This is a genomic window from Allobosea sp. 10N428, from assembly GCF_056394545.1.
This window is the reverse complement of record NZ_JBFTIC010000007.1, coordinates 52,021-68,843: the sequence shown is the minus strand read 5'-3', so window position 1 is coordinate 68,843 and position 16,823 is coordinate 52,021. Positions and strand designations below refer to the sequence as shown.

Here is a 16,823-nt window from a genome sequence, read left to right as displayed (position 1 = left end):
GCCGCCGGGAACCGGGCCGATCCATCCCGCGTTGACGCTACCGACGCGCCAGGGGGGCGCGTGCTCTAACGCGTTGGAAGCAGGAAAATGCTCAGCTCATCGGCCTGGCGGCCGTTTCCGCGTTATATGGCGGAACCGGATCCGGTGGAGGAAAGCGCGGAGGTCACGGCTTACGAGCATGATCTCATCGTCCGCTACGCCATTGTCGGCATCTTCGTCATCCTGGCGACGGCCTCGCTCGCGCTGACCAAGGTCATCGCCATGCCGGTCATGGCAGGCGTCATCTTCGGGCTGGTGCTCGGCCCGCTGGTCGACGGGCTCGTTCGCTATGGCGTGCCGCAGCAGGCGGCATCGGCGCTCGTGGTTCTGTTCTTCATTGGCCTGCTGCTCGGAGCGGTCGCGATCCTTGCCGTGCCGGTCGCAGGCTGGAGCGATCAGGCCCCCGCGATGATGGCGGCCCTCCAGACCAAGCTCGCCGGCGTCTTCGCCTTCATGGACGAGTTCAAGCGCGGCATCGCCGCGATGACGGGCAAGGGCGCCGAGCTCAGCGTTTCCCAGGGCAACCCGCTCTTCGATATCGCCCTGACGTCCTCGGCGGCGGCGGGCGGCATGCTGATCTTTGTCGCCACCGTCTATTTCTGGCTGGCGACACGGCGTCACCTCAAGGCCCGGATCCTCAGGCTCTGCCTCGGCCGCGGTGCGCGCCGATCCGCCGGCTCCTTCTTCGAGGAGATCGAGACCCGGGTGGCGCGCTACTTCGCTTTGGTGACGGTGATCAATCTCGGGATGGGCGTGCTGACCATGGCCATTGCCTGGCTGGCAGGGTTGCCTTTCCCGGTTTTCTGGGGAGCGCTCGCCTTCCTGCTCAACTATCTCGCCTTCATCGGTCCGGCGATCGTCGCTGTTCTGCTTCTGGCGGGCGCGCTCCTGGATGCGCCGTCACTTCTCTCCGCGCTCTGGCCGGCCGCGGCCTACTACGCCCTCCATCTCGTCGAAGGGAATGCCGTGACGCCGGTCTTCGTCGGCAATCGGCTGACGATCTCCCCCTTCCTCGTCTTCATCGCCTTCATCTTCTGGCTCTGGCTTTGGGGGCCGATCGGAGCGGTGCTCTCGACGCCGATCGTGATCGTCGCCATGGTGGCGCAGGAGGAATTCGCCCGTTATCGCCGCGAGAAAGCCAAGGCTGACGGCGAGGAGGCGCAGGAAGCCCAGGCGGCCTAGCCGGAACAGAACCGCAGCCGGGCGCGTTGCGACAGCGGCGGTGCCTCTTGCGGCGGCGCAGCCGCCCCGGCACCATCCCCTTTCAGGAAAGCGACAGGAACCGATCGCCATGGCAACAACGACATCCGCGAAACGTCAGGCGGCCGCGGCCGCCAAGCGCGCCAAGGCCGAAGTCGAGGCGGGCGCCGAGGATGTTGCGGCCGAGATGCGCCAGTCCGGCGCCCGTGCCAAGCGGCAGGCGAGCGCGCTCGAGGACACCTTGACCCGCAGCGCCGAAGAAATCGCGGCGACGGTGACGGATCGGCTGCGCGCCGTCGGCGTCGACACCGACAAGATGGTCGATGTCGCCAAGGAGCAGGCCACCGAGTTGCAGAGGTTGATCGAGGACGAGATCCGCGAGCGCCCGCTGCGCGCCCTCGGCCTGGCGGCTGCGGTCGGACTGTTCGTCGGCTATCTGTCGGCGCGCTGACCATGCTGGGGGGGCTCGGATCTTTCATCGCTTCGGAGGTTTCCGGGGCGGTGAAGCGCAACGTCACCGTTTACGGCCTGTTCGGTGTTGCCGCCTTGCTGCTGCTCTGCGCGGCCGGCTACGCGCTGAACGCCCTGCACACGCTGCTTGCGCTTCGCTACGGCGCGATCGCTGCGAGCCTGTGGATCGCGGGAGGGCTGTTTGCAGCGGCTCTGCTGGCCTTCGGCATCGGGCTTTTTGTCAAGAACCGGCGCCGACCGCCGCGCCCGACCGCCGCGGCGGCGCTCGCTGCAGCGCCATTGGCCGCAAAGCTGATCGGTCCGCGGCTGAGCTGGCGCATGGCTGTCGCCGGTGGCGTAGTCGTGCTCGGCGCCATTCTCGGCCGACAGATCGTTGCCGGCGGCGACAAGGACAAGGACGAGGCGTGACCTCCCAGACCTGTTCGGCGCCGCCGCGGTGGACGGCCTGTGTCATTTTACATAGGGATATCGGCATGCGTCCTTTAACAAGGCTGGCATGCCTGCCCAAGTGAGCACACGCAGTCGATTTTCGCTTCCGGCCCTCCCGGCCTTCGGCACGCGGCTTCGCTCGGCGACGACCACGATCATTGCGATCGGCGTGGTTGCCGTGGCGATCGTCGTGGCTGCGTGGATCAACCAGCAGGCGCGCGAGGCCGCCGACTCGGCCGCGCATGCCGTTGAGATCCGCGAGCGGGCCGAGCGCTTCCTCGGCCGGCTCCGCGATGCCGAGACCGGCCAGCGCGGCTATCTCCTCACGGGCCAGGCGAGCTATCTCGAACCCTTCACGGAAGGGCGGGCGGCAGCCGGGCCGGAGCTCGATATCCTCGCCGCCCTCGTCGATGCCGATCCGCTCCAGACGGCGCAGGTGGCCAAGCTGCGCGTCGACATGCGCCTTAAATTCGAGGAGCTCGACCGCACGATCGTGCTCGAGCGGGCAGGGCGCCGCGATGAGGCGCTGGCCCTCGTGCGCGATGCCACCGGCAACGACGCGATGGATCGGCTGCGCGACACGGTGCGGGAGATCCAGCAGACGGAGAACGTCCGCCTCCTGTCTCTCTATCGCCGGGAGGAGCGCCGCCGGCTCTGGGGCAGCACGGGTATCGTCATCGCGCTGGCGGGATTGGCGTTCGCCGCCTGGCAGCAGCTGCGCCGGCGTCAGCGCCGCAGCCTGGCGCTGGCGTTCAGCAATGCCGAGCTCGAAAAGATCGTCAGCGAACGGACCAGGCAGCTCGAGAACGAACATCTGCGGATCGAGGCGCTGCTGCGCGACGTCAATCACCGTGTCGGCAACAACCTGGCTATGGTCTCGGCGTTGCTCAACGTTCAGAGCCGGCAGACGCGGGAGCCGGCGGTGAAGGCAGCGCTGGCTCAGGCGCAGTCGCGCATCCAGGCGATTGCGGCCGGCCAGAGGCGGCTGCGCCTCGATATCGAAACGGACGAGATCGACGCGCGCCCTTATATGGAGGACCTGCTCGCCGAGATCGGCAAGGCGGCGGAAGGTCGCCCGATCACCATCGATCTCGATATGGATTCGATCCGGCTGCCGGGGCGCGATGCCGTCTCCTTCGTCGTCATCGTCAACGAGCTCGTCACCAACGCGATCAAGCATGCTTTTCCGGACGGCATGCCCGGGAGAGTCATGATCCGCTTCGCACGCGAGGACGCGCCGGCCCTCACCATGTCGATCGAGGACGATGGCGTCGGTCTGCCCGCCGCAGCCGAGAACAAGGGCCTGGGACAGACGGTGATCGCGAGCCTGCTGCGCAGCATGCGGGCCACAATGACGACCGAGCCGCTGCGCCCGGGAAACGAACGGCCCGGGACGCGTGTGACGTTGACGTTTCCGAAGCGGGAGAACTCGCAGCCTTCGCCTTGATGCATTGAGTTTGTGCGGTGATCGAGCGCTTGGCCGCTAGCCTTGGGTGGCCTCGTCGGGGACCCCGATCGCATTCACGACGAAACGGGCCACTTCGCCAATCGAGAACGGCTTGCGCAGGAAGCGTTCGCTGCGCAGAGGGGCGGGAACATCGCTCGGAGCCGATCCCGAGACGAAAGCGAAGGGTGTTCCGGCTTTCTGAAGAGCACGCGCGACGTCGAAGGTCTTGCCGTCGACGACGTCGATGTCGAGCAGCGCGCAGGACAATTTTCTAGCCGCGGCGCGGTGTGCTTCGGCGACGGATTCGACCACGATCAGCTCGGCCTCGGCGCCGAGCTGCTCCGCCACGGCACTTTCGATGTCCATGGCGATGAACGGGTCATCTTCGACGATCAGAACGCGGATATCAGCCATCGACCGGCGACTTCTCACTCTGCAACCCCATGATGTCTCGATAACGTCAGGGAATTGGCGATGTTCCTGCTTCCATCTCGATCGTGGGGTAGAAGCGTTGACTTTGAGTCAATTTTGCCAGGTCAAGGTTAGCGAAAAGTAATTCTTCGGGGAGGATCACGCTGGCCCAGAGGTTTTGATCAGGTCGTGGGAACGCGTTCCCGCCCTATCGAATGTCGGTCTTTCAGCGCCGCTTGCCGGGAGGCACGAGCGTCAGTTCCAGGGCGGTCACGCCCGTCGCGACATTGATGCCGCGATGGCCCTGGAACGGCAGCGGCTGCAGCGTCACTTGGTTTTTCTCTCCCCCGTTCAGGACATGTCCGCTTGTTCCGGCGCCCGTCCCCGACGCGCTGTACTGACCCGTCAGCGCGCCGAGCGGCGCGCGTGCATACGGACCGAAGACGCGCCAGGCCATTGCCGCGCTGCGAATCGACGCGAGATCCATGCTGAAGCCGCGGACGACGCCGGTATATTGCTGGAGCGGCCCGCGCCTGGGGCGGAAGCGGCACTCCATCGGCTTCTGCGTCGTCACCGTTGCGGCAGGGGGGCTGCTGAGCGTGCAGGATAGCCGCCCGGTGGACGGCCCGGTCGGCTGCTGGGCCGATACCGGGCTGGTCAGGCATGCCAGGCCTGCGAAGGCGGCGAGGGCAAGGCTGGATCGGGAATGCCCAGTAATCATCGCATATGCTCCTGGCGGTGGACCGATCGAAACGCCCCAAGAAACCCACAGTTCCGCCGTAAGGGAACCAAAGCTAGCCTGTTGCGTTGACTCGTTATCTTGGCATGGGAATGTCGATGTCCGTGAGTCGTCTGCGGGGAGAAATCCCAACAATCCACGACCAGGCCTCCGAGGCGGTTCTTCCGCCATTTTGGGAGCTTGAGGATCTGCTGGCGACCGGACTTGATTGCGACGCGGCGCTGGCTGTGATGGCGGCGCGGCGCGCCGCTCCGCGGCTTGTCGATGGCGACGGGGTTGATGATACGCCGGAATCCCGGTCCTTCCTGCTGCGCTTCGACACTGGCGCCTAGATCTCCCCTACTGGCAAAAACGTGATGTGCGCGAACGTCGCGTCTGGATGTCGACGTGCAGGTGGTTGGCATGGGCGGCGTCGGAGCCCGGCCCCAGCGCCGTCATGAACGCCCCGCACGCCGACTGACGGACTGCGTCGAGGAAGCGGTTCTGGACAAGGCCGGAGGGCTTCTCGACCAGGACTGTTTCCGACGTGCCGCCTTCCGCGAGTTTGAAGGCGAAGATGTCCAAGGCCTGACCGCTCGCATGCTCGCTGATCGGTCCGGTGGAGGCTCCATTACGTCGCCGGCATTCCTGCCCGCCGCCGACACGCATCGCGGCGAGGCTGAGGTTGAAATATCCGCGCGCCAAGGGCTGAATGCTGGTGTCGAGCCAGTCTGCGACGGCCGATGCCATCGCGCAGCTGATCAGCGGCGCCGGCTCGAAGGTCACCGTCTGTCCCGATGCGCTGCCCCGGATTGCGAGGGCGTGGAGGCGGACCGGCTCGTCCACGCGGCAGGCGGGGTCGGCCTTCGAGACATTCGAAACGGCAGACTCCAACCTGTTTCCGGGAATGGAGGCCATCCTGACGAGGCAAGCCTGGGCCTCTACGCTTGTCGTCTGGGGTAAGGGTTGGGAAGGCGGGGAGGTCGAGGGTTTGGCTCCCTCCCGGGGAGGAGCGGGCGTGCGCGCCGGAAGCTCTGCGGGCCGCGGCGGCGGCAATCTTTGCTGGGACCATCGTTGCACGGACCCCTGCAACCGCGGCGCCGTGACCTCCGCGCGGACTGGCGTGGAGACGAGGCCGACGGCGATCAGCAGAAGAATTCGTGCGGCTGAACAGCCGAGGCGGCTTGCCAAGTTCAGCTGTCGAGAGCGGCTGCTCCAGCCACGGCCAGGCTGGTCAATGCGGCCAGTACCAGTGACAGAATTTCGCCGCTCATGGCGCCCGGTGCCACGGCTCCTGAAAACAGTGTTGCCGCGACCGAAATCGCTGCGATCGCTGCCGACAAGCAGGTCATCGCCATGGTCCATGCCCTCCCGCACCGAAAACCAAACCGACATCGTGTTGCGGAACGTGCGGCGGCGGTGCTGGTTCCGGGCGCGACAAAAAAAGCCCGCGGCGCGCCGCGGGCTTCTGATCGGCAAGGAAAGGGGCTCAGGCGGCCTTGCGGCCGGCCCGCCGATCGAAGAACAGCGCCTGGCTGATCGCGGCCTTCACCGCTTCCGGCTGGAACGGCTTGGTAATCAGGAAGGCGGGCTCCGGCCGGTCGCCCGTGAGCAGCCGCTCAGGGTAGGCTGTGATGAAGATCACGGGCACGTCGATCGAGGTCAGGATCTCGTTGACCGCATCGAGCCCGGAGCTGCCATCGGCCAGCTGGATATCGGCCAGCACAAGGCCGGGGCGCTTCTTGGCGACCAGCGCGATCGCCTCGCGCTGCGTGCGGGCCACACCGGTGACGCTGTGGCCGAGTTCCTCGACCATCGTCTCGATGTCGAGCGCGATGATCGGCTCGTCTTCGATGATCAGCACGTCGGTCGCGACCTGCTCGGCAATCTCCTGGCCGGCGGTCTGGACGAGCGCGGCCGCCTCGGCCGTGCCGACGCCCATGATCGTCGCGACCTCTTCGATCGAGAAGCCCTCGACGGTTCGCAGCAGGAAGGCTTGCCGTGGCCTTGGCGTCAGCGCCTCGAGATTGCGCTCGGCCGGAGCCCGCGTGAGCTCGACAATCGGCTCGCTGGTATCGACGCCGGCCGAAGACCACAGCTTCAGGAAGGACTGATAGAGACCGACGCGCGGATCGATGCCACGAGGAAAGCCGGATGGATCGGCGACGAGCGCTTCCAGCATTGCGACGACATAGGCGTCACCGCTGGCCTGAGTGCCGCTGAGGGCGCGCGCGAACCGGCGCAGGTAAGGAAGATGAGGCGCAATTTCTTTTGCGATAGACATGAACGCGTCCCTTTTATCGTGCCTGGATAATGGCTTAGGATGAGCCGCTGACAAGGAATTTATTTTTTGCCGGATGCGGAACCTTTTGAAATCGCGGCTGTTATTAGGGCGCATTGGTGTCGCCACCGCCATCTGGCTCTGGTTTCGCCGACAGAGAGATGAAGTGCGGGACTTGCTGGAAAAGCAGGCCCGGTTGCGGCGCGAGGGCTGAGATGAGCAACGTGGATACAGCGATGTCCGAGCCGGACGGAGGCGACAATGACGACTTCGAACTGGTTCTGGATGCGAAGGTGCAGGAATCCATAGGTCGCTCGCTCAAGGCGCACTACGACGACATTGTGAACGCACCTGTCCCGGACAAATTCCTTGTGCTGCTGGCGCAGCTCGAAGCGACGGAACTGCGCGCAGCCGGAGCGTCGTCCGATGAGTGCAAATGATCTCCCTAAGGCTTCCCGCGCTGCCAACGAGTTCAAGGACGGCCTGATTCGCGAAATCCCGAACTTGCGCGCCTTCGCGGCTTCGTTGTCGGGGTCGATGCAGCTCGCTGACGATCTCGTCCAGGATACGCTTCTCAAGGCGTGGGGCAACTCCGACAAGTTCGAACCGGGCACCAGCCTGCGCGCCTGGCTTTTCACCATCCTGCGGAACACCTATTACTCGCTCTATCGCAAGCGCGGGCGCGAGGTGCAGGACAGCGAAGGCACCTATGCCGAGAGGATGGCGACGCATGGCAATCAGGAAAGCCATCTCGACCTCGCCGATTTCCGCAAGGCGCTGGCGAAGCTTCCCGAGGAGCAGCGTGAAGTCCTGATCATGGTGGGCGCGACCGGCTTGTCCTACGAGGAGGCGGCGGACATCTGCGGCGTCGCGATCGGCACGATCAAGAGCCGGGTGAACCGCGCTCGGACGAAGCTCGCCGAGCTGCTTTCCATCGGTGGCGTCGACGATCTTGGGCCGGACCGCACCAGCGCGGCCGCGATGCAAAGGGTCGGTTCCGAACCAGTCGGCTCCTGATGCGTCTGGCGCGGTTCAGCACCGTTCGAGGGCGCCTTCTGGCCCTTCTGATCGCTATTGCGGTCCCGGTTGCTTGCGCCACGGCTTTCGCTGCCTATGCCACTTATCGCGCCGCCGTCGCGACGATCGAGGCAGCCCAGCTGCGCGCGGTCGATGATTTTGCGGTGCGCACGCGCGTCTGGTATCGGGGGGCTTCGCGCGCATTGCTCGCCTTTGGAACGATGGCGAGCGATCCGCGCGTCGATCCTGCTGTCTGCGAGGAAGCGGGGCTGGAAGCGATGCAGCGGGCGAGCGGCTTCCACGCCTTCTTCCTGCGCAGCGCCGATGGTCGCATCTGCGCGGCTTCTCTCAATGCCGATCTCTCGAAGGAGACGCTGGGCGATGTCGCCAGACAGCTGGCAAAGCTTCCCTCCGTCGCGAACTGGAACGGCGCCGATCTCGGCAGAATCCGTTATGATCAGGTCACGCTCGCCGGCCGGCGTTATCTCGCCATCCTGATGGCCGACCCGGAGACGGCCGGCAGGGGTCTGCAAGAGGCACTTCTCCTGACCGCGCCGGAGCTGCTGGAGAACGTCTTCGATCTTGGCGATGGGCGGCGGGACATGAATGTCGCGTTGATCGGCCGGGGCAGTGACATCGTGGCCAACCGCGGCGACGATGCGGATATGAATTGGCTGCCGCAACAGAATCGGGTTCCGAACGGCCGCGAACGTTGGACGGCGCCCAGCCGCGCCGGTCCCGATCGCGTCTATTCGGCCCGGATGGTCGCCGATCCCGACTTCTACGTCATCGCCAGCTTCGACGACGGGCCGGCCCAGGCCGCACGCCTGCAGTTCTTCGTGCTCCTGCTCGCGCCGCTGACCACTCTTGCTCTGCTTTGCGTCGTCTACCTGCGCGCGATCGACAAGCATTGCGCCCGCTGGCTGCGCGGCATCGAAGCGGCGGCCCGTGCGCGGGCTTCGTCCGGGCGGGCCAGAGTGGCGCTCGCCGAGGACATGCCGAGCGATATCCGCAGCGTGGCGGAAGCTTTCAACGCCATGGTCGACGAGCAGGAGGTGCGTCAGCGCCGCCTGCAAACCGCCCTGGACGACAACCGTTTCCTCGTGCGTGAGCTGCATCACCGGGTGAAGAACAGCCTGCAGGTCGTCCAGAGTTATATCGGCCTGAGTAAGCGCGATTACCGCGACGAGGCCCGGCTGGCGCTCGCCGATGCCGAATGTCGCGTCCATGTCCTTTCGGCAGCCTATCGCTTCACGCTGGCGGACGGAGAGATGCAGCCGGTCCGCGTCGATCTCTTCCTCGACGACGTCGTCACGATGATCTCGAATCTGATCCGCAGCCGCGATCAGTGGGTGACGAGCCGGATCGATACGGCGGCGACGCTTTCGGTGGATCGCATCATCCCGCTCGGATTTCTTGTGGCTGATGTCGCTTCGCGCGCGCTGCGCAGCACGCCGGGCGTGCGCGTCACGGTCAACGTCGTCGATATCGACGACGACACGATCGAGGTCTGGCTCGACGCCGATCGCGAGATCAGCCACGGCGCGCCGCCGCGTATTTTTGCCGGCCTCCTCGCCCAGATCGAGGCGGTGCAGACAGCCGAGCCTCAAGGCGGTTCGCTTGGCCGCTGGCGTGTCAGGCATGCGTCCTGACCGAACTCTTTCGAAGTCAGAGCGGGACTGGCCGATCACATTGATTCAGCCAGATCCGATCCGGCTTGGGGCGCGTCGACCGGTTCGATCGATACGCCGACGCTCAGCCCCAGGAAGGACCCTGCCGGCCCGGTGAAGCTGCCGGCGATGGGTGAGGCATCCTCCGGCACGCGGGCGACCGCGACGCGCAGGAGTTGGCGATCGGCAACGAGATCATTGGTCGGATCGAACTCGACCCAGCCATCGCCGGGGATGAAGACGTCCGCCCAGGCATGGGTCAATCCCACCGCGCTGGTCAGCAGGGCGTCGTCCGGGCTCCTGTCATGGATGTAGCCGGTGACGAAGCGTGCGGCGAAACCCATGCGCCGTGCGAGTTCGATGAACAGCCAGGCGTAGTCGCGGCAGGAGCCAAAACCGCTCTCCAGGGTGTCGACGGGGTGCTGCGTGCCTTCGTCGAAACGGGTGGTGTAGCTGAGTGCGCCATGGAGCGCGTGAGCGAGATCGCGCAGGAGATGGCCCGAGCCCTGGCCGGTTCTCGCCCTGAAATCGGCGAGCCAGCGGTCGAGCATCTTGTCGGGGTCGGCGCTGGCGAGAGCGAGGAACGGCTGCAGCACCGACCGCTCGTTTTCGCCGTAGACGACCCCGGTCAGCGCTGTGCCGGGCTTGATCTCGGAGCGCGGAATGGCGGGGCCGAAGCGCTGGAGTATCAGGGTGCTGACGATGTCGAGCGTATCGGCCTCGGCCTCGAAATTCGCGATGGCGACGGGATTGCCGTAGGCGTCGTGCATCCAGCTCAGGCTGGCGGAAGGCGAGATCGAGAGGGCGGTATCGACGACGCGCAGGTCGAAGCTGTCGCGTGGCCGCAGCATCAGCCGATGTGGGCCGAAGGCGACGGGCTGCGCATAGCGATAGGTCGTCGCGTGTCGGATACGCAGCATGGGGGCTCTGCCTGCACTCAAAAAATAAGCCGCCAGAGGCGGCCTTGAAGTGCGACGCGAGGATGCGCCGCGCATGTAACGCGGGAATCCGCGTCAGGTTCCGCTGGCAGGCTCAGCGTACGACATGCGTTATAGGCCCGCTTGCAAGCGCCTGCTGAGACGGCGAGGCGATCGCCCTCTTCGCCGTGCTGCGCGTCCGGTCAGCGGAATCGACCGCGGCGAAGCGGAGATCCGCGGCCTTGTCGCGTTCGCCCTTGGCCATGGCGACGCTCGTCGAACTCTGGTCGGAGGGGATCTGCAGTTGCGCTCCGATGGTCAGACCCGTGACGGCCGCACCCATGAAGCCGAAGAAAAGCAGGGCTCGTGCAGCGGGGGCAAGGCTGGCTTTCGGCATGTCCATCTCCCAACGCTTCCGGCCCGGATGGGCCGGATTTCGACAGGAAAACGCAGCGCAAGCCGAGATGGTTCCTTTGGAGCCGATTCGGAACGCGCCGCCGTCTTGCGCGTTGGACGCTTGCCGATGCGTTCCGCGGCGGAGTCGGGGGGACCGATAGGTTCATGAACATCGTCAGTAAGCAGGGCCGCTTGGGAACGCCTTGCCTTGCCTGCCCGCTGCGGCTCAAGCCCGCCTTCAAGGACAAGGCAGACGACGAGATCCGCTTCATTCAGGCCATGAAGATCGACCATCGCAGCCTTCCGGCCGGTGCCGACATCATTCACCCCGGCCAGGAGGATGCCGAGCTCTACACGCTCTATTCGGGCTGGGCCTTCCGCTACCAATCCTTGCCTGACGGACGTCGCCAGATCCTCAATTTTCTCCTTCCGGGAGATCTCGTCGGCCTGCAGGCTTCCCTGCTCAGCGCGGCCGAGCACGGCATCGAAGCGCTCACCGATGTCGAGCTATGCGTCTTCCCGCGCAGGCGGATCTGGGACCTCTTCGTCAGAATGCCGACGCTGGCCTATGAGTTGGCCTGGCTGGGCTCACGCGAGGAGAGCCTGATCGACGACAACCTGACCACGGTCGGCCAGCGCAACGCGGGCGAGCGCATCGCCACTCTGGTGATCTCGCTCTACCATCGCGCCGAGACGCTTGGCCTCGTCAGCAACCACAGCTTCGCCTTTCCGCTCTCGCAGCAGCAGCTCGCCGATGCGCTGGGCTTGTCTCTGGTCCACACCAGCAAGACCTGGTCGCGTCTGCGCAAGGCCGGGCTGTTCTCGCTCTCGGGCGGGCGGCTGACGCTGCTCAACCCGCGCCTGACCGCACATATGGCTGCGGTCTACGAGCAGGCTTCGCCGCCGAGGCCGTTGATCTGACAGCTTTTTGCCGGAACTGCGGAAAAGAACTTGGCGGGCGGCCGCTCTTGACCCCATATGCCGCGCAGGTAACGTTCGGCTGCGTCAGACGCGTCGTCTCTGCGGCGATCAAGGGGTGCCATGTCTTCGACGATCCGTCATCGTCCGCGCGCAACGTCGCTCGCCGCTCGCCTCGGGCAATCCCGCGTGGCGTCGCGGATCGAGGGCGAGGTGCGGGTGACGGCGGCTGACCTTGTCGACAGCGTCGCGGAAGCCAAGCTCAAGGTGGCGGCCGTCCGCTACAAGGTCGAGAGCGAAGTTCGCAGCACCGCCGAGAAGTTCAAGAGTCGAGTCAGCGAAGCCAGGGCGAAGCTCGGCGACGAGGCCCGCTTCATCAAGTCCTGGATCGACGACCCGCTGCGCACCGGCTCGGTGACGCCGTCGAGCCCGGCACTCGCGCGGCGGATGGCCTCCTTCGTCGATCCCGAACAGCCTGGCCCGGTCATCGAGATCGGCCCCGGCACCGGCCCGGTCACCGAAGCGCTGATCGAGCGTGGCATCGACGAGAGCCGCCTCATCCTTGTCGAGTACAGCCCGGAGTTCTGTGAGCTCCTGCGTCAGCGCTTCCCGCGTGCGACGGTGGTGCAGGGCGATGCGTATGCCCTGTCCAAGACTCTCACCGGCCATCTGCACGAGAAGGCGATCGCGCTCGTCTCGAGCCTGCCGCTGTTCAACCGGCCGCCGGCCACCCGCACGGCCTTGGCGCGCGAGGCCTTTCCGCTGCTTGTCGAGGGTGCGCCGTTCATCCAGTTTACCTATTCGGTGATCTCGCCGATCTCGCGCAAGGGATCCGGCCTCAAGGCCTTCGTCTCCGATTGGGTGCTGCGCAACATTCCGCCTGCGCGGGTCTGGGTCTACCGCCAGATCCGGTGACGATCCGAGTTTTCAGCAGCCCTGCATTGCATACAACGCTTGATTCGCGCGGCGTTCCTCACTGAATCGTAACCCCTGATTGCTAGGCACCCTTCGCGACCGGGTGCTCCGCTGGCCTGCTCGCCAGAGGAGCCGGATCAGCCGATGAGTGCCCCAGTCCTCCGTTTCAGCCTGCCGCGTTGGCGTGTGACGCGCTGGCTTGCGGATGCCGGCCCGGATGTCCCCCCCGATATCCGGGGCGCGCTGGTTGCAAGCCTCTACGGCACGCTGCCGATCTTCGCCGGCGGCGTCATCAACTCGCTGGCGGTGTCCTTCCTGATCGCCTGGCGCATCCCGACCCTGCCATTCACGCTCTGGTGCGCTTTCGAGATCGTTTGCTGCATCGTGCGCCTGTGCGTCCTGCTTGCGGCGCGCAAGCGTGCCGCGCGCGGCCAATCGACCCCCACCGACATCTATCTGCTGCTCGGAGTCGCCTGGGCAGCCGGCATCGGCGCCGGCACGTTCCTGAGCCTGATGAGCGGCGACTGGGTGGCGTCCACGCTCGCCTGCCTGTCGGCGGCTGCGATGGTGGGCGGCATCTGCTTTCGAAATTTCGCGGCGCCGCGCATGGCCGGCGTGATGGTCGCACTCACGCTCGGTCCCTGCGTGCTTGCGGCGCCTTTCCTGTCCGAGCCGATGATGCTCATCACCTTCATGCAGATCCCGTTCTATCTCTTCAGCATGACGATGGCGGCCTACAAGCTGAACGGGATGCTGATCTCGACCATGCGGGCGGAACGCGAGAATGCCTTCCACGCGCGGCACGACATGCTGACGGGGCTGTCGAACCGGACCGGGCTGGCCAAGGCCTTCACGACGAAATTCGACGATGCGAAGCCTCCCAAGGGGCTTGCCCTGGTCTATCTCGATCTCGACGGCTTCAAGGCCGTCAATGACAGCTACGGCCACATGGCGGGGGATGCTTTGCTCCAGCTGGTGGCCGAGCGGCTGCGCGGCCTCGTCCGGGCGTCCGACATCGCGGCGCGCATCGGCGGCGACGAGTTCGTCGTCCTCTCCGAGCAGACCGAGCACGTTCAGCTTCAGCGCTTCGGCGAGCGGATCGTGCGGGAAATCTCGGAGCCTTACGAGCTCGACAGCGGCCACAGGCTCCATATCGGCGCCTCCGTCGGCATTGCGCTCGCTCCCGAGCATGGCCGCGACATGAACAGCCTGATGACCGCGGCCGATGCCGCGCTGTACCAGGCGAAGTCGCGCGGCAAATCGCTGTGCGTCATCGCTTCGCAGCGTCCGGTGATCGGGGGCGCCTCCTCCGGCGGGACGCTTCGCCTGCAATAAGCGGTTGCCGGCGCGGCGGGGCTTGACCCGGCGGCCCCGCTCGGGCTTGCCTGCCATGCGCAGCAGCCGGGATCTCAGGCGTGACGGATATCGGGCGGCTCGTCCGCGACATTGCCGACGAGATGCGCGACGCCAGCGAACGCGGCGAGGTTGCGACCTATATCCCGCCGCTCGCCCGCATCGACCCGCGGCAGTTCGGGCTCTGCGTCGTGACGGCGGATGGCGCAGTGCACGCCGCCGGCGACAGCGAGGAACCCTTCTCGATCCAGAGCGTCTCCAAGGTCTTCGCCCTGACCCAGGCGCTCGGCAAGGTGGGCGACACCCTCTGGCGCCGGGTCGGGCGCGAACCGTCCGGCACGCCTTTCAACTCGATCGTTCAGCTCGAGCGCGAGCAGGGCGTGCCGCGCAATCCCTTCATCAATGCCGGCGCGCTCGTCGTCGCCGACATCAATCTCGCCGGCCACGAGCCCCGCGTCGCGATCGGCGAATTGCTGCGCTTCGTGCGCTACCTGGCGGATGACGACAGGATCGTCATCGACGACGCTGTCGCGCGGGCCGAGCAGGCGACCGGTTTCCGCAACATCGCGCTCGCCAACTACATGAAGGCCTTCGGCAACGTCATCCACGCGCCGGAGCTGACGCTCGGCGTCTATTTTCATCAATGCGCGATCGCCATGAGCTGCCGCCAGCTCGCCATGGCCGGGCGCTTCCTGATGCATGGCGGGGTCTACGAACCGGGCGGCCCGCGCGTCGTCTCGGCCCAGCGGGCGCGGCGCATCAACGCGCTGATGCTGACCTGCGGCCACTATGATGCTTCGGGCGACTTCGCCTTCCGCGTCGGCCTGCCCGGCAAGTCCGGCGTCGGCGGCGGCATCCTCGCCGTCGCTCCGGGCAAGGCCGCGATCGCGGTCTGGTCGCCCGGCCTCAACGCCAACGGCAATTCGCTGCTCGGCACGCTGGCGCTGGAACGCCTGGCCGAGGCGACCGGCTGGTCGGTCTTCGCGCGCTAGCGAGAACGTCTAGCTCCGCAGGCCCGGCGCCTCTTGCCCGGTGCGCGCAACGTATTCCGTGTAACCGCCGCCATAGGCATGGACGCCTTCGGGCGTCAGCTCCAGCAGCCGGTTCGACAGTGCGGCGAGGAAATGCCGATCGTGCGAGACGAAGAGCATCGTGCCCTCATATTGCGAGAGCGCGGTGATCAGCATCTCCTTGGTCGCGATGTCCAGATGGTTGGTCGGCTCGTCCAGCACGAGAAAGTTCGGCGGGTCGTAGAGCATCATCGCCATCACGAGGCGCGCCTTCTCGCCGCCGGACAGGAAGCGGCAGCGCTTCTCGACATCGTCGCCGGAGAAGCCGAAGCAGCCGGCCAGCGACCTGAGCGAGCCCTGCCCTGCCTGCGGAAAGCGGTCTTCCAGCGCCTCGAACACGGTGCGCTCGCCGTCGAGCACCTCCATGGCGTGCTGGGCGAAATAGCCCATCTTGACGCTGCTGCCCACGGTGACGGTGCCCGCGTCGGCCTCGGTCGCGCCGGTGACTAGCTTGAGCAATGTCGACTTGCCGGCCCCGTTTACGCCGAGGATGCACCAGCGCTCCTTGCGGCGGATATGGAAGTCGAGCCCCTCATAGATGCTGCGGCTGCCATAGGCCTTGTGCACGTTCTTGAGGCTGGCGACATCGTCGCCGGAGCGCGGCGCCGGCTGGAACTCGAAGGCGACGGTCTGGCGCCGGCGCGGCGGCTCGACGCGCTCGATCTTGTCCAGCTTCTTCACCCGGCTCTGCACCTGCGCGGCATGCGATGCGCGGGCCTTGAAGCGCTCGATGAAGGCGATTTCCTTGGCGAGCATCGCCTGCTGGCGCTCGAACTGCGCTTGCATCTGCTTTTCGGCCAGCGCGCGCTGCTGCTGGTAGAATTCGTAGTCGCCGGAATAGGTGGTCAACGCGCCGCCGTCGATCTCGATGATCTTGCCGACGATGCGGTTCATGAACTCGCGATCGTGCGAGGTCATCAGCAGCGCGCCTTCGTAACCCTTGAGGAAGGATTCCAGCCAGATCAGGCTTTCGAGGTCGAGATGGTTGCTCGGCTCGTCGAGCAGCATCGCGTCCGGGCGCATCAGCAGGATGCGGGCGAGCGCGACACGCATCTTCCAGCCGCCCGAGAGCGCGCCGACATCGCCTTCCATCATCTCTTCGCTGAAGCCAAGGCCCGCCAGGACTTCGCGGGCCCGCCCGTCCAGGGCGTAGCCGTCGAGTTCCTCGAAGCGGCCCTGCACCTCGCCATAGCGGGCGATGATGTCCTCCATCTCGTCGGCCCTGTCCGGGTCGACCATGGCGGCCTCGAGCTCGGCGAGCTCCGCCGCGACCGTGCTGACCGGCCCGGCCCCGTCCATCACCTCGGCGACCGCGCTGCGGCCGGACATCTCGCCGACATCCTGGCTGAAATAGCCGATGGTGACGCCGCGATCGATCGAGACCTGACCCTCGTCCGGTGCTTCCTCGCCAGTGACCATCCGGAAAAGCGTGGTCTTTCCAGCGCCGTTGGGGCCGACGAGGCCGACCTTTTCGCCCTTGAGGAGCCCGGCCGACGCCTCGATGAAGACGATCTGCTTTCCGTTCTGCTTGCTGATGTTCTCGAGGCGAATCATGCGTTTGGAAACCCTGG

The 16,823-nt window shown here is 66.1% G+C and carries 20 protein-coding genes; 12 read left to right on the top strand and 8 right to left on the bottom strand.

From position 1 onward, the window contains the following. The first annotated feature begins 87 nt into the window (after window positions 1-87). From AC1DDA_RS20465 to AC1DDA_RS20450, 4 genes are all read left to right on the top strand, one after another. On the top strand, window positions 88-1,221 hold the full coding sequence (locus tag AC1DDA_RS20465) for an AI-2E family transporter (RefSeq protein ID WP_476797154.1): 1,134 nt from the start codon (window positions 88-90) through the stop codon (window positions 1,219-1,221). Window positions 1,222-1,330: 109 nt separating this feature from the next. Continuing rightward, window positions 1,331-1,690: a glycine zipper domain-containing protein gene (locus AC1DDA_RS20460; protein ID WP_476797153.1), complete on the top strand. Its 360-nt coding sequence runs from the start codon at window positions 1,331-1,333 to the stop codon at window positions 1,688-1,690. Window positions 1,691-1,692: 2 nt separating this feature from the next. Beyond that, window positions 1,693-2,118, top strand: coding sequence for a hypothetical protein (locus AC1DDA_RS20455; RefSeq protein WP_441509932.1), 426 nt, complete (start codon window positions 1,693-1,695; stop codon window positions 2,116-2,118). A gap of 88 nt (window positions 2,119-2,206) precedes the next feature. After that, entirely contained in the window at window positions 2,207-3,586 is a 1,380-nt protein-coding gene (locus tag AC1DDA_RS20450) for a sensor histidine kinase (protein ID WP_476797152.1), read from the top strand. A gap of 36 nt (window positions 3,587-3,622) precedes the next feature. Here the strand turns inward: AC1DDA_RS20450 and AC1DDA_RS20445 are convergent, their stop codons facing one another. Both AC1DDA_RS20445 and AC1DDA_RS20440 read right to left on the bottom strand, forming a co-directional pair. Further along, complete coding sequence (locus AC1DDA_RS20445) at window positions 3,623-4,000, bottom strand: response regulator (RefSeq protein WP_476797151.1); 378 nt, start codon at window positions 3,998-4,000, stop codon at window positions 3,623-3,625. 223 nt (window positions 4,001-4,223) lie between these two features. Then, a complete protein-coding gene (locus AC1DDA_RS20440) occupies window positions 4,224-4,718 on the bottom strand; it encodes a DUF992 domain-containing protein (RefSeq protein WP_476780087.1) in 495 nt (164 codons plus the stop codon). 86 nt (window positions 4,719-4,804) lie between these two features. On the opposite strand from AC1DDA_RS20440, the gene AC1DDA_RS20435 reads away from it, so the two are divergent. Next, window positions 4,805-5,068 carry a hypothetical protein gene (locus AC1DDA_RS20435; protein ID WP_476797150.1) on the top strand — a complete coding sequence of 88 codons (264 nt, stop codon included), beginning with the start codon at window positions 4,805-4,807 and terminating at the stop codon, window positions 5,066-5,068. A gap of 7 nt (window positions 5,069-5,075) precedes the next feature. Here the strand turns inward: AC1DDA_RS20435 and AC1DDA_RS20430 are convergent, their stop codons facing one another. The 3 genes from AC1DDA_RS20430 to AC1DDA_RS20420 all read right to left on the bottom strand — a co-directional run bounded on the left by AC1DDA_RS20430 (window position 5,076) and on the right by AC1DDA_RS20420 (window position 6,999). Then, the gene (locus AC1DDA_RS20430) at window positions 5,076-5,633 is read right to left on the bottom strand and encodes an extensin-like domain-containing protein (RefSeq protein WP_441509927.1); all 558 of its coding nucleotides are present in this window, start codon (window positions 5,631-5,633) and stop codon (window positions 5,076-5,078) included. 275 nt (window positions 5,634-5,908) lie between these two features. After that, a complete protein-coding gene (locus tag AC1DDA_RS20425) occupies window positions 5,909-6,073 on the bottom strand; it encodes a hypothetical protein (RefSeq protein WP_441509926.1) in 165 nt (54 codons plus the stop codon). A 131-nt stretch (window positions 6,074-6,204) separates the two neighbouring features. Continuing rightward, the gene (locus AC1DDA_RS20420) at window positions 6,205-6,999 is read right to left on the bottom strand and encodes a response regulator (RefSeq protein WP_476797149.1); all 795 of its coding nucleotides are present in this window, start codon (window positions 6,997-6,999) and stop codon (window positions 6,205-6,207) included. A 212-nt stretch (window positions 7,000-7,211) separates the two neighbouring features. Between AC1DDA_RS20420 and AC1DDA_RS20415 the strand changes: the two genes are divergently transcribed. The 3 genes from AC1DDA_RS20415 to AC1DDA_RS20405 are packed head-to-tail and all read left to right on the top strand — an operon-like array spanning window position 7,212 to window position 9,665. Then, window positions 7,212-7,436: a NepR family anti-sigma factor gene (locus tag AC1DDA_RS20415; RefSeq protein ID WP_476780083.1), complete on the top strand. Its 225-nt coding sequence runs from the start codon at window positions 7,212-7,214 to the stop codon at window positions 7,434-7,436. Then, window positions 7,423-8,013: a sigma-70 family RNA polymerase sigma factor gene (locus AC1DDA_RS20410; protein WP_476797148.1), complete on the top strand. Its 591-nt coding sequence runs from the start codon at window positions 7,423-7,425 to the stop codon at window positions 8,011-8,013. Before AC1DDA_RS20415 ends, AC1DDA_RS20410 begins: the two co-directional genes overlap by 14 nt. Further along, window positions 8,013-9,665: a sensor histidine kinase gene (locus AC1DDA_RS20405; protein WP_476797147.1), complete on the top strand. Its 1,653-nt coding sequence runs from the start codon at window positions 8,013-8,015 to the stop codon at window positions 9,663-9,665. Before AC1DDA_RS20410 ends, AC1DDA_RS20405 begins: the two co-directional genes overlap by 1 nt. A gap of 35 nt (window positions 9,666-9,700) precedes the next feature. On the opposite strand, the gene AC1DDA_RS20400 is transcribed toward AC1DDA_RS20405, so the two are convergent. Further along, window positions 9,701-10,603, bottom strand: coding sequence for a transglutaminase family protein (locus AC1DDA_RS20400; protein ID WP_476797146.1), 903 nt, complete (start codon window positions 10,601-10,603; stop codon window positions 9,701-9,703). A 112-nt stretch (window positions 10,604-10,715) separates the two neighbouring features. After that, window positions 10,716-10,997 (bottom strand): hypothetical protein, encoded by a 282-nt coding sequence (locus AC1DDA_RS20395; protein WP_476797145.1) that lies wholly within the window; start codon window positions 10,995-10,997, stop codon window positions 10,716-10,718. A 164-nt stretch (window positions 10,998-11,161) separates the two neighbouring features. Between AC1DDA_RS20395 and AC1DDA_RS20390 the strand changes: the two genes are divergently transcribed. From AC1DDA_RS20390 to AC1DDA_RS20375, 4 genes are all read left to right on the top strand, one after another. Further along, entirely contained in the window at window positions 11,162-11,917 is a 756-nt protein-coding gene (locus AC1DDA_RS20390; RefSeq protein WP_476797144.1) for a Crp/Fnr family transcriptional regulator, read from the top strand. A gap of 120 nt (window positions 11,918-12,037) precedes the next feature. After that, window positions 12,038-12,829, top strand: coding sequence for a class I SAM-dependent methyltransferase (locus AC1DDA_RS20385; RefSeq protein WP_476797143.1), 792 nt, complete (start codon window positions 12,038-12,040; stop codon window positions 12,827-12,829). 144 nt (window positions 12,830-12,973) lie between these two features. Beyond that, a complete protein-coding gene (locus tag AC1DDA_RS20380; RefSeq protein ID WP_476797142.1) occupies window positions 12,974-14,164 on the top strand; it encodes a diguanylate cyclase domain-containing protein in 1,191 nt (396 codons plus the stop codon). Between the two features lie 80 nt (window positions 14,165-14,244). After that, window positions 14,245-15,174 (top strand): glutaminase, encoded by a 930-nt coding sequence (locus tag AC1DDA_RS20375; protein WP_476797141.1) that lies wholly within the window; start codon window positions 14,245-14,247, stop codon window positions 15,172-15,174. A gap of 9 nt (window positions 15,175-15,183) precedes the next feature. Here the strand turns inward: AC1DDA_RS20375 and AC1DDA_RS20370 are convergent, their stop codons facing one another. Further along, the gene (locus AC1DDA_RS20370) at window positions 15,184-16,806 is read right to left on the bottom strand and encodes an ABC-F family ATP-binding cassette domain-containing protein (RefSeq protein WP_441509915.1); all 1,623 of its coding nucleotides are present in this window, start codon (window positions 16,804-16,806) and stop codon (window positions 15,184-15,186) included. Window positions 16,807-16,823: the final 17 nt, after the last annotated feature.

Excerpts from the sequence above, each read along its gene's own strand:
- AC1DDA_RS20465 (WP_476797154.1), top strand. The coding sequence starts at position 88 with ATGCTCAGCTCATCGGCCTGGCGGCCGTTTCCGCGTTATATGGCGGAA.
- AC1DDA_RS20460 (WP_476797153.1), top strand. The coding sequence starts at position 1,331 with ATGGCAACAACGACATCCGCGAAACGTCAGGCGGCCGCGGCCGCCAAG.
- AC1DDA_RS20455 (WP_441509932.1), top strand. The coding sequence starts at position 1,693 with ATGCTGGGGGGGCTCGGATCTTTCATCGCTTCGGAGGTTTCCGGGGCG.
- AC1DDA_RS20450 (WP_476797152.1), top strand. The coding sequence starts at position 2,207 with ATGCCTGCCCAAGTGAGCACACGCAGTCGATTTTCGCTTCCGGCCCTC.
- AC1DDA_RS20445 (WP_476797151.1), bottom strand. The coding sequence starts at position 4,000 with ATGGCTGATATCCGCGTTCTGATCGTCGAAGATGACCCGTTCATCGCC.
- AC1DDA_RS20440 (WP_476780087.1), bottom strand. The coding sequence starts at position 4,718 with ATGATTACTGGGCATTCCCGATCCAGCCTTGCCCTCGCCGCCTTCGCA.
- AC1DDA_RS20430 (WP_441509927.1), bottom strand. The coding sequence starts at position 5,633 with ATGGCCTCCATTCCCGGAAACAGGTTGGAGTCTGCCGTTTCGAATGTC.
- AC1DDA_RS20425 (WP_441509926.1), bottom strand. The coding sequence starts at position 6,073 with ATGGCGATGACCTGCTTGTCGGCAGCGATCGCAGCGATTTCGGTCGCG.
- AC1DDA_RS20420 (WP_476797149.1), bottom strand. The coding sequence starts at position 6,999 with ATGTCTATCGCAAAAGAAATTGCGCCTCATCTTCCTTACCTGCGCCGG.
- AC1DDA_RS20415 (WP_476780083.1), top strand. The coding sequence starts at position 7,212 with ATGAGCAACGTGGATACAGCGATGTCCGAGCCGGACGGAGGCGACAAT.
- AC1DDA_RS20410 (WP_476797148.1), top strand. The coding sequence starts at position 7,423 with ATGAGTGCAAATGATCTCCCTAAGGCTTCCCGCGCTGCCAACGAGTTC.
- AC1DDA_RS20405 (WP_476797147.1), top strand. The coding sequence starts at position 8,013 with ATGCGTCTGGCGCGGTTCAGCACCGTTCGAGGGCGCCTTCTGGCCCTT.
- AC1DDA_RS20400 (WP_476797146.1), bottom strand. The coding sequence starts at position 10,603 with ATGCTGCGTATCCGACACGCGACGACCTATCGCTATGCGCAGCCCGTC.
- AC1DDA_RS20395 (WP_476797145.1), bottom strand. The coding sequence starts at position 10,997 with ATGCCGAAAGCCAGCCTTGCCCCCGCTGCACGAGCCCTGCTTTTCTTC.
- AC1DDA_RS20390 (WP_476797144.1), top strand. The coding sequence starts at position 11,162 with ATGAACATCGTCAGTAAGCAGGGCCGCTTGGGAACGCCTTGCCTTGCC.
- AC1DDA_RS20385 (WP_476797143.1), top strand. The coding sequence starts at position 12,038 with ATGTCTTCGACGATCCGTCATCGTCCGCGCGCAACGTCGCTCGCCGCT.
- AC1DDA_RS20380 (WP_476797142.1), top strand. The coding sequence starts at position 12,974 with ATGAGTGCCCCAGTCCTCCGTTTCAGCCTGCCGCGTTGGCGTGTGACG.
- AC1DDA_RS20370 (WP_441509915.1), bottom strand. The coding sequence starts at position 16,806 with ATGATTCGCCTCGAGAACATCAGCAAGCAGAACGGAAAGCAGATCGTC.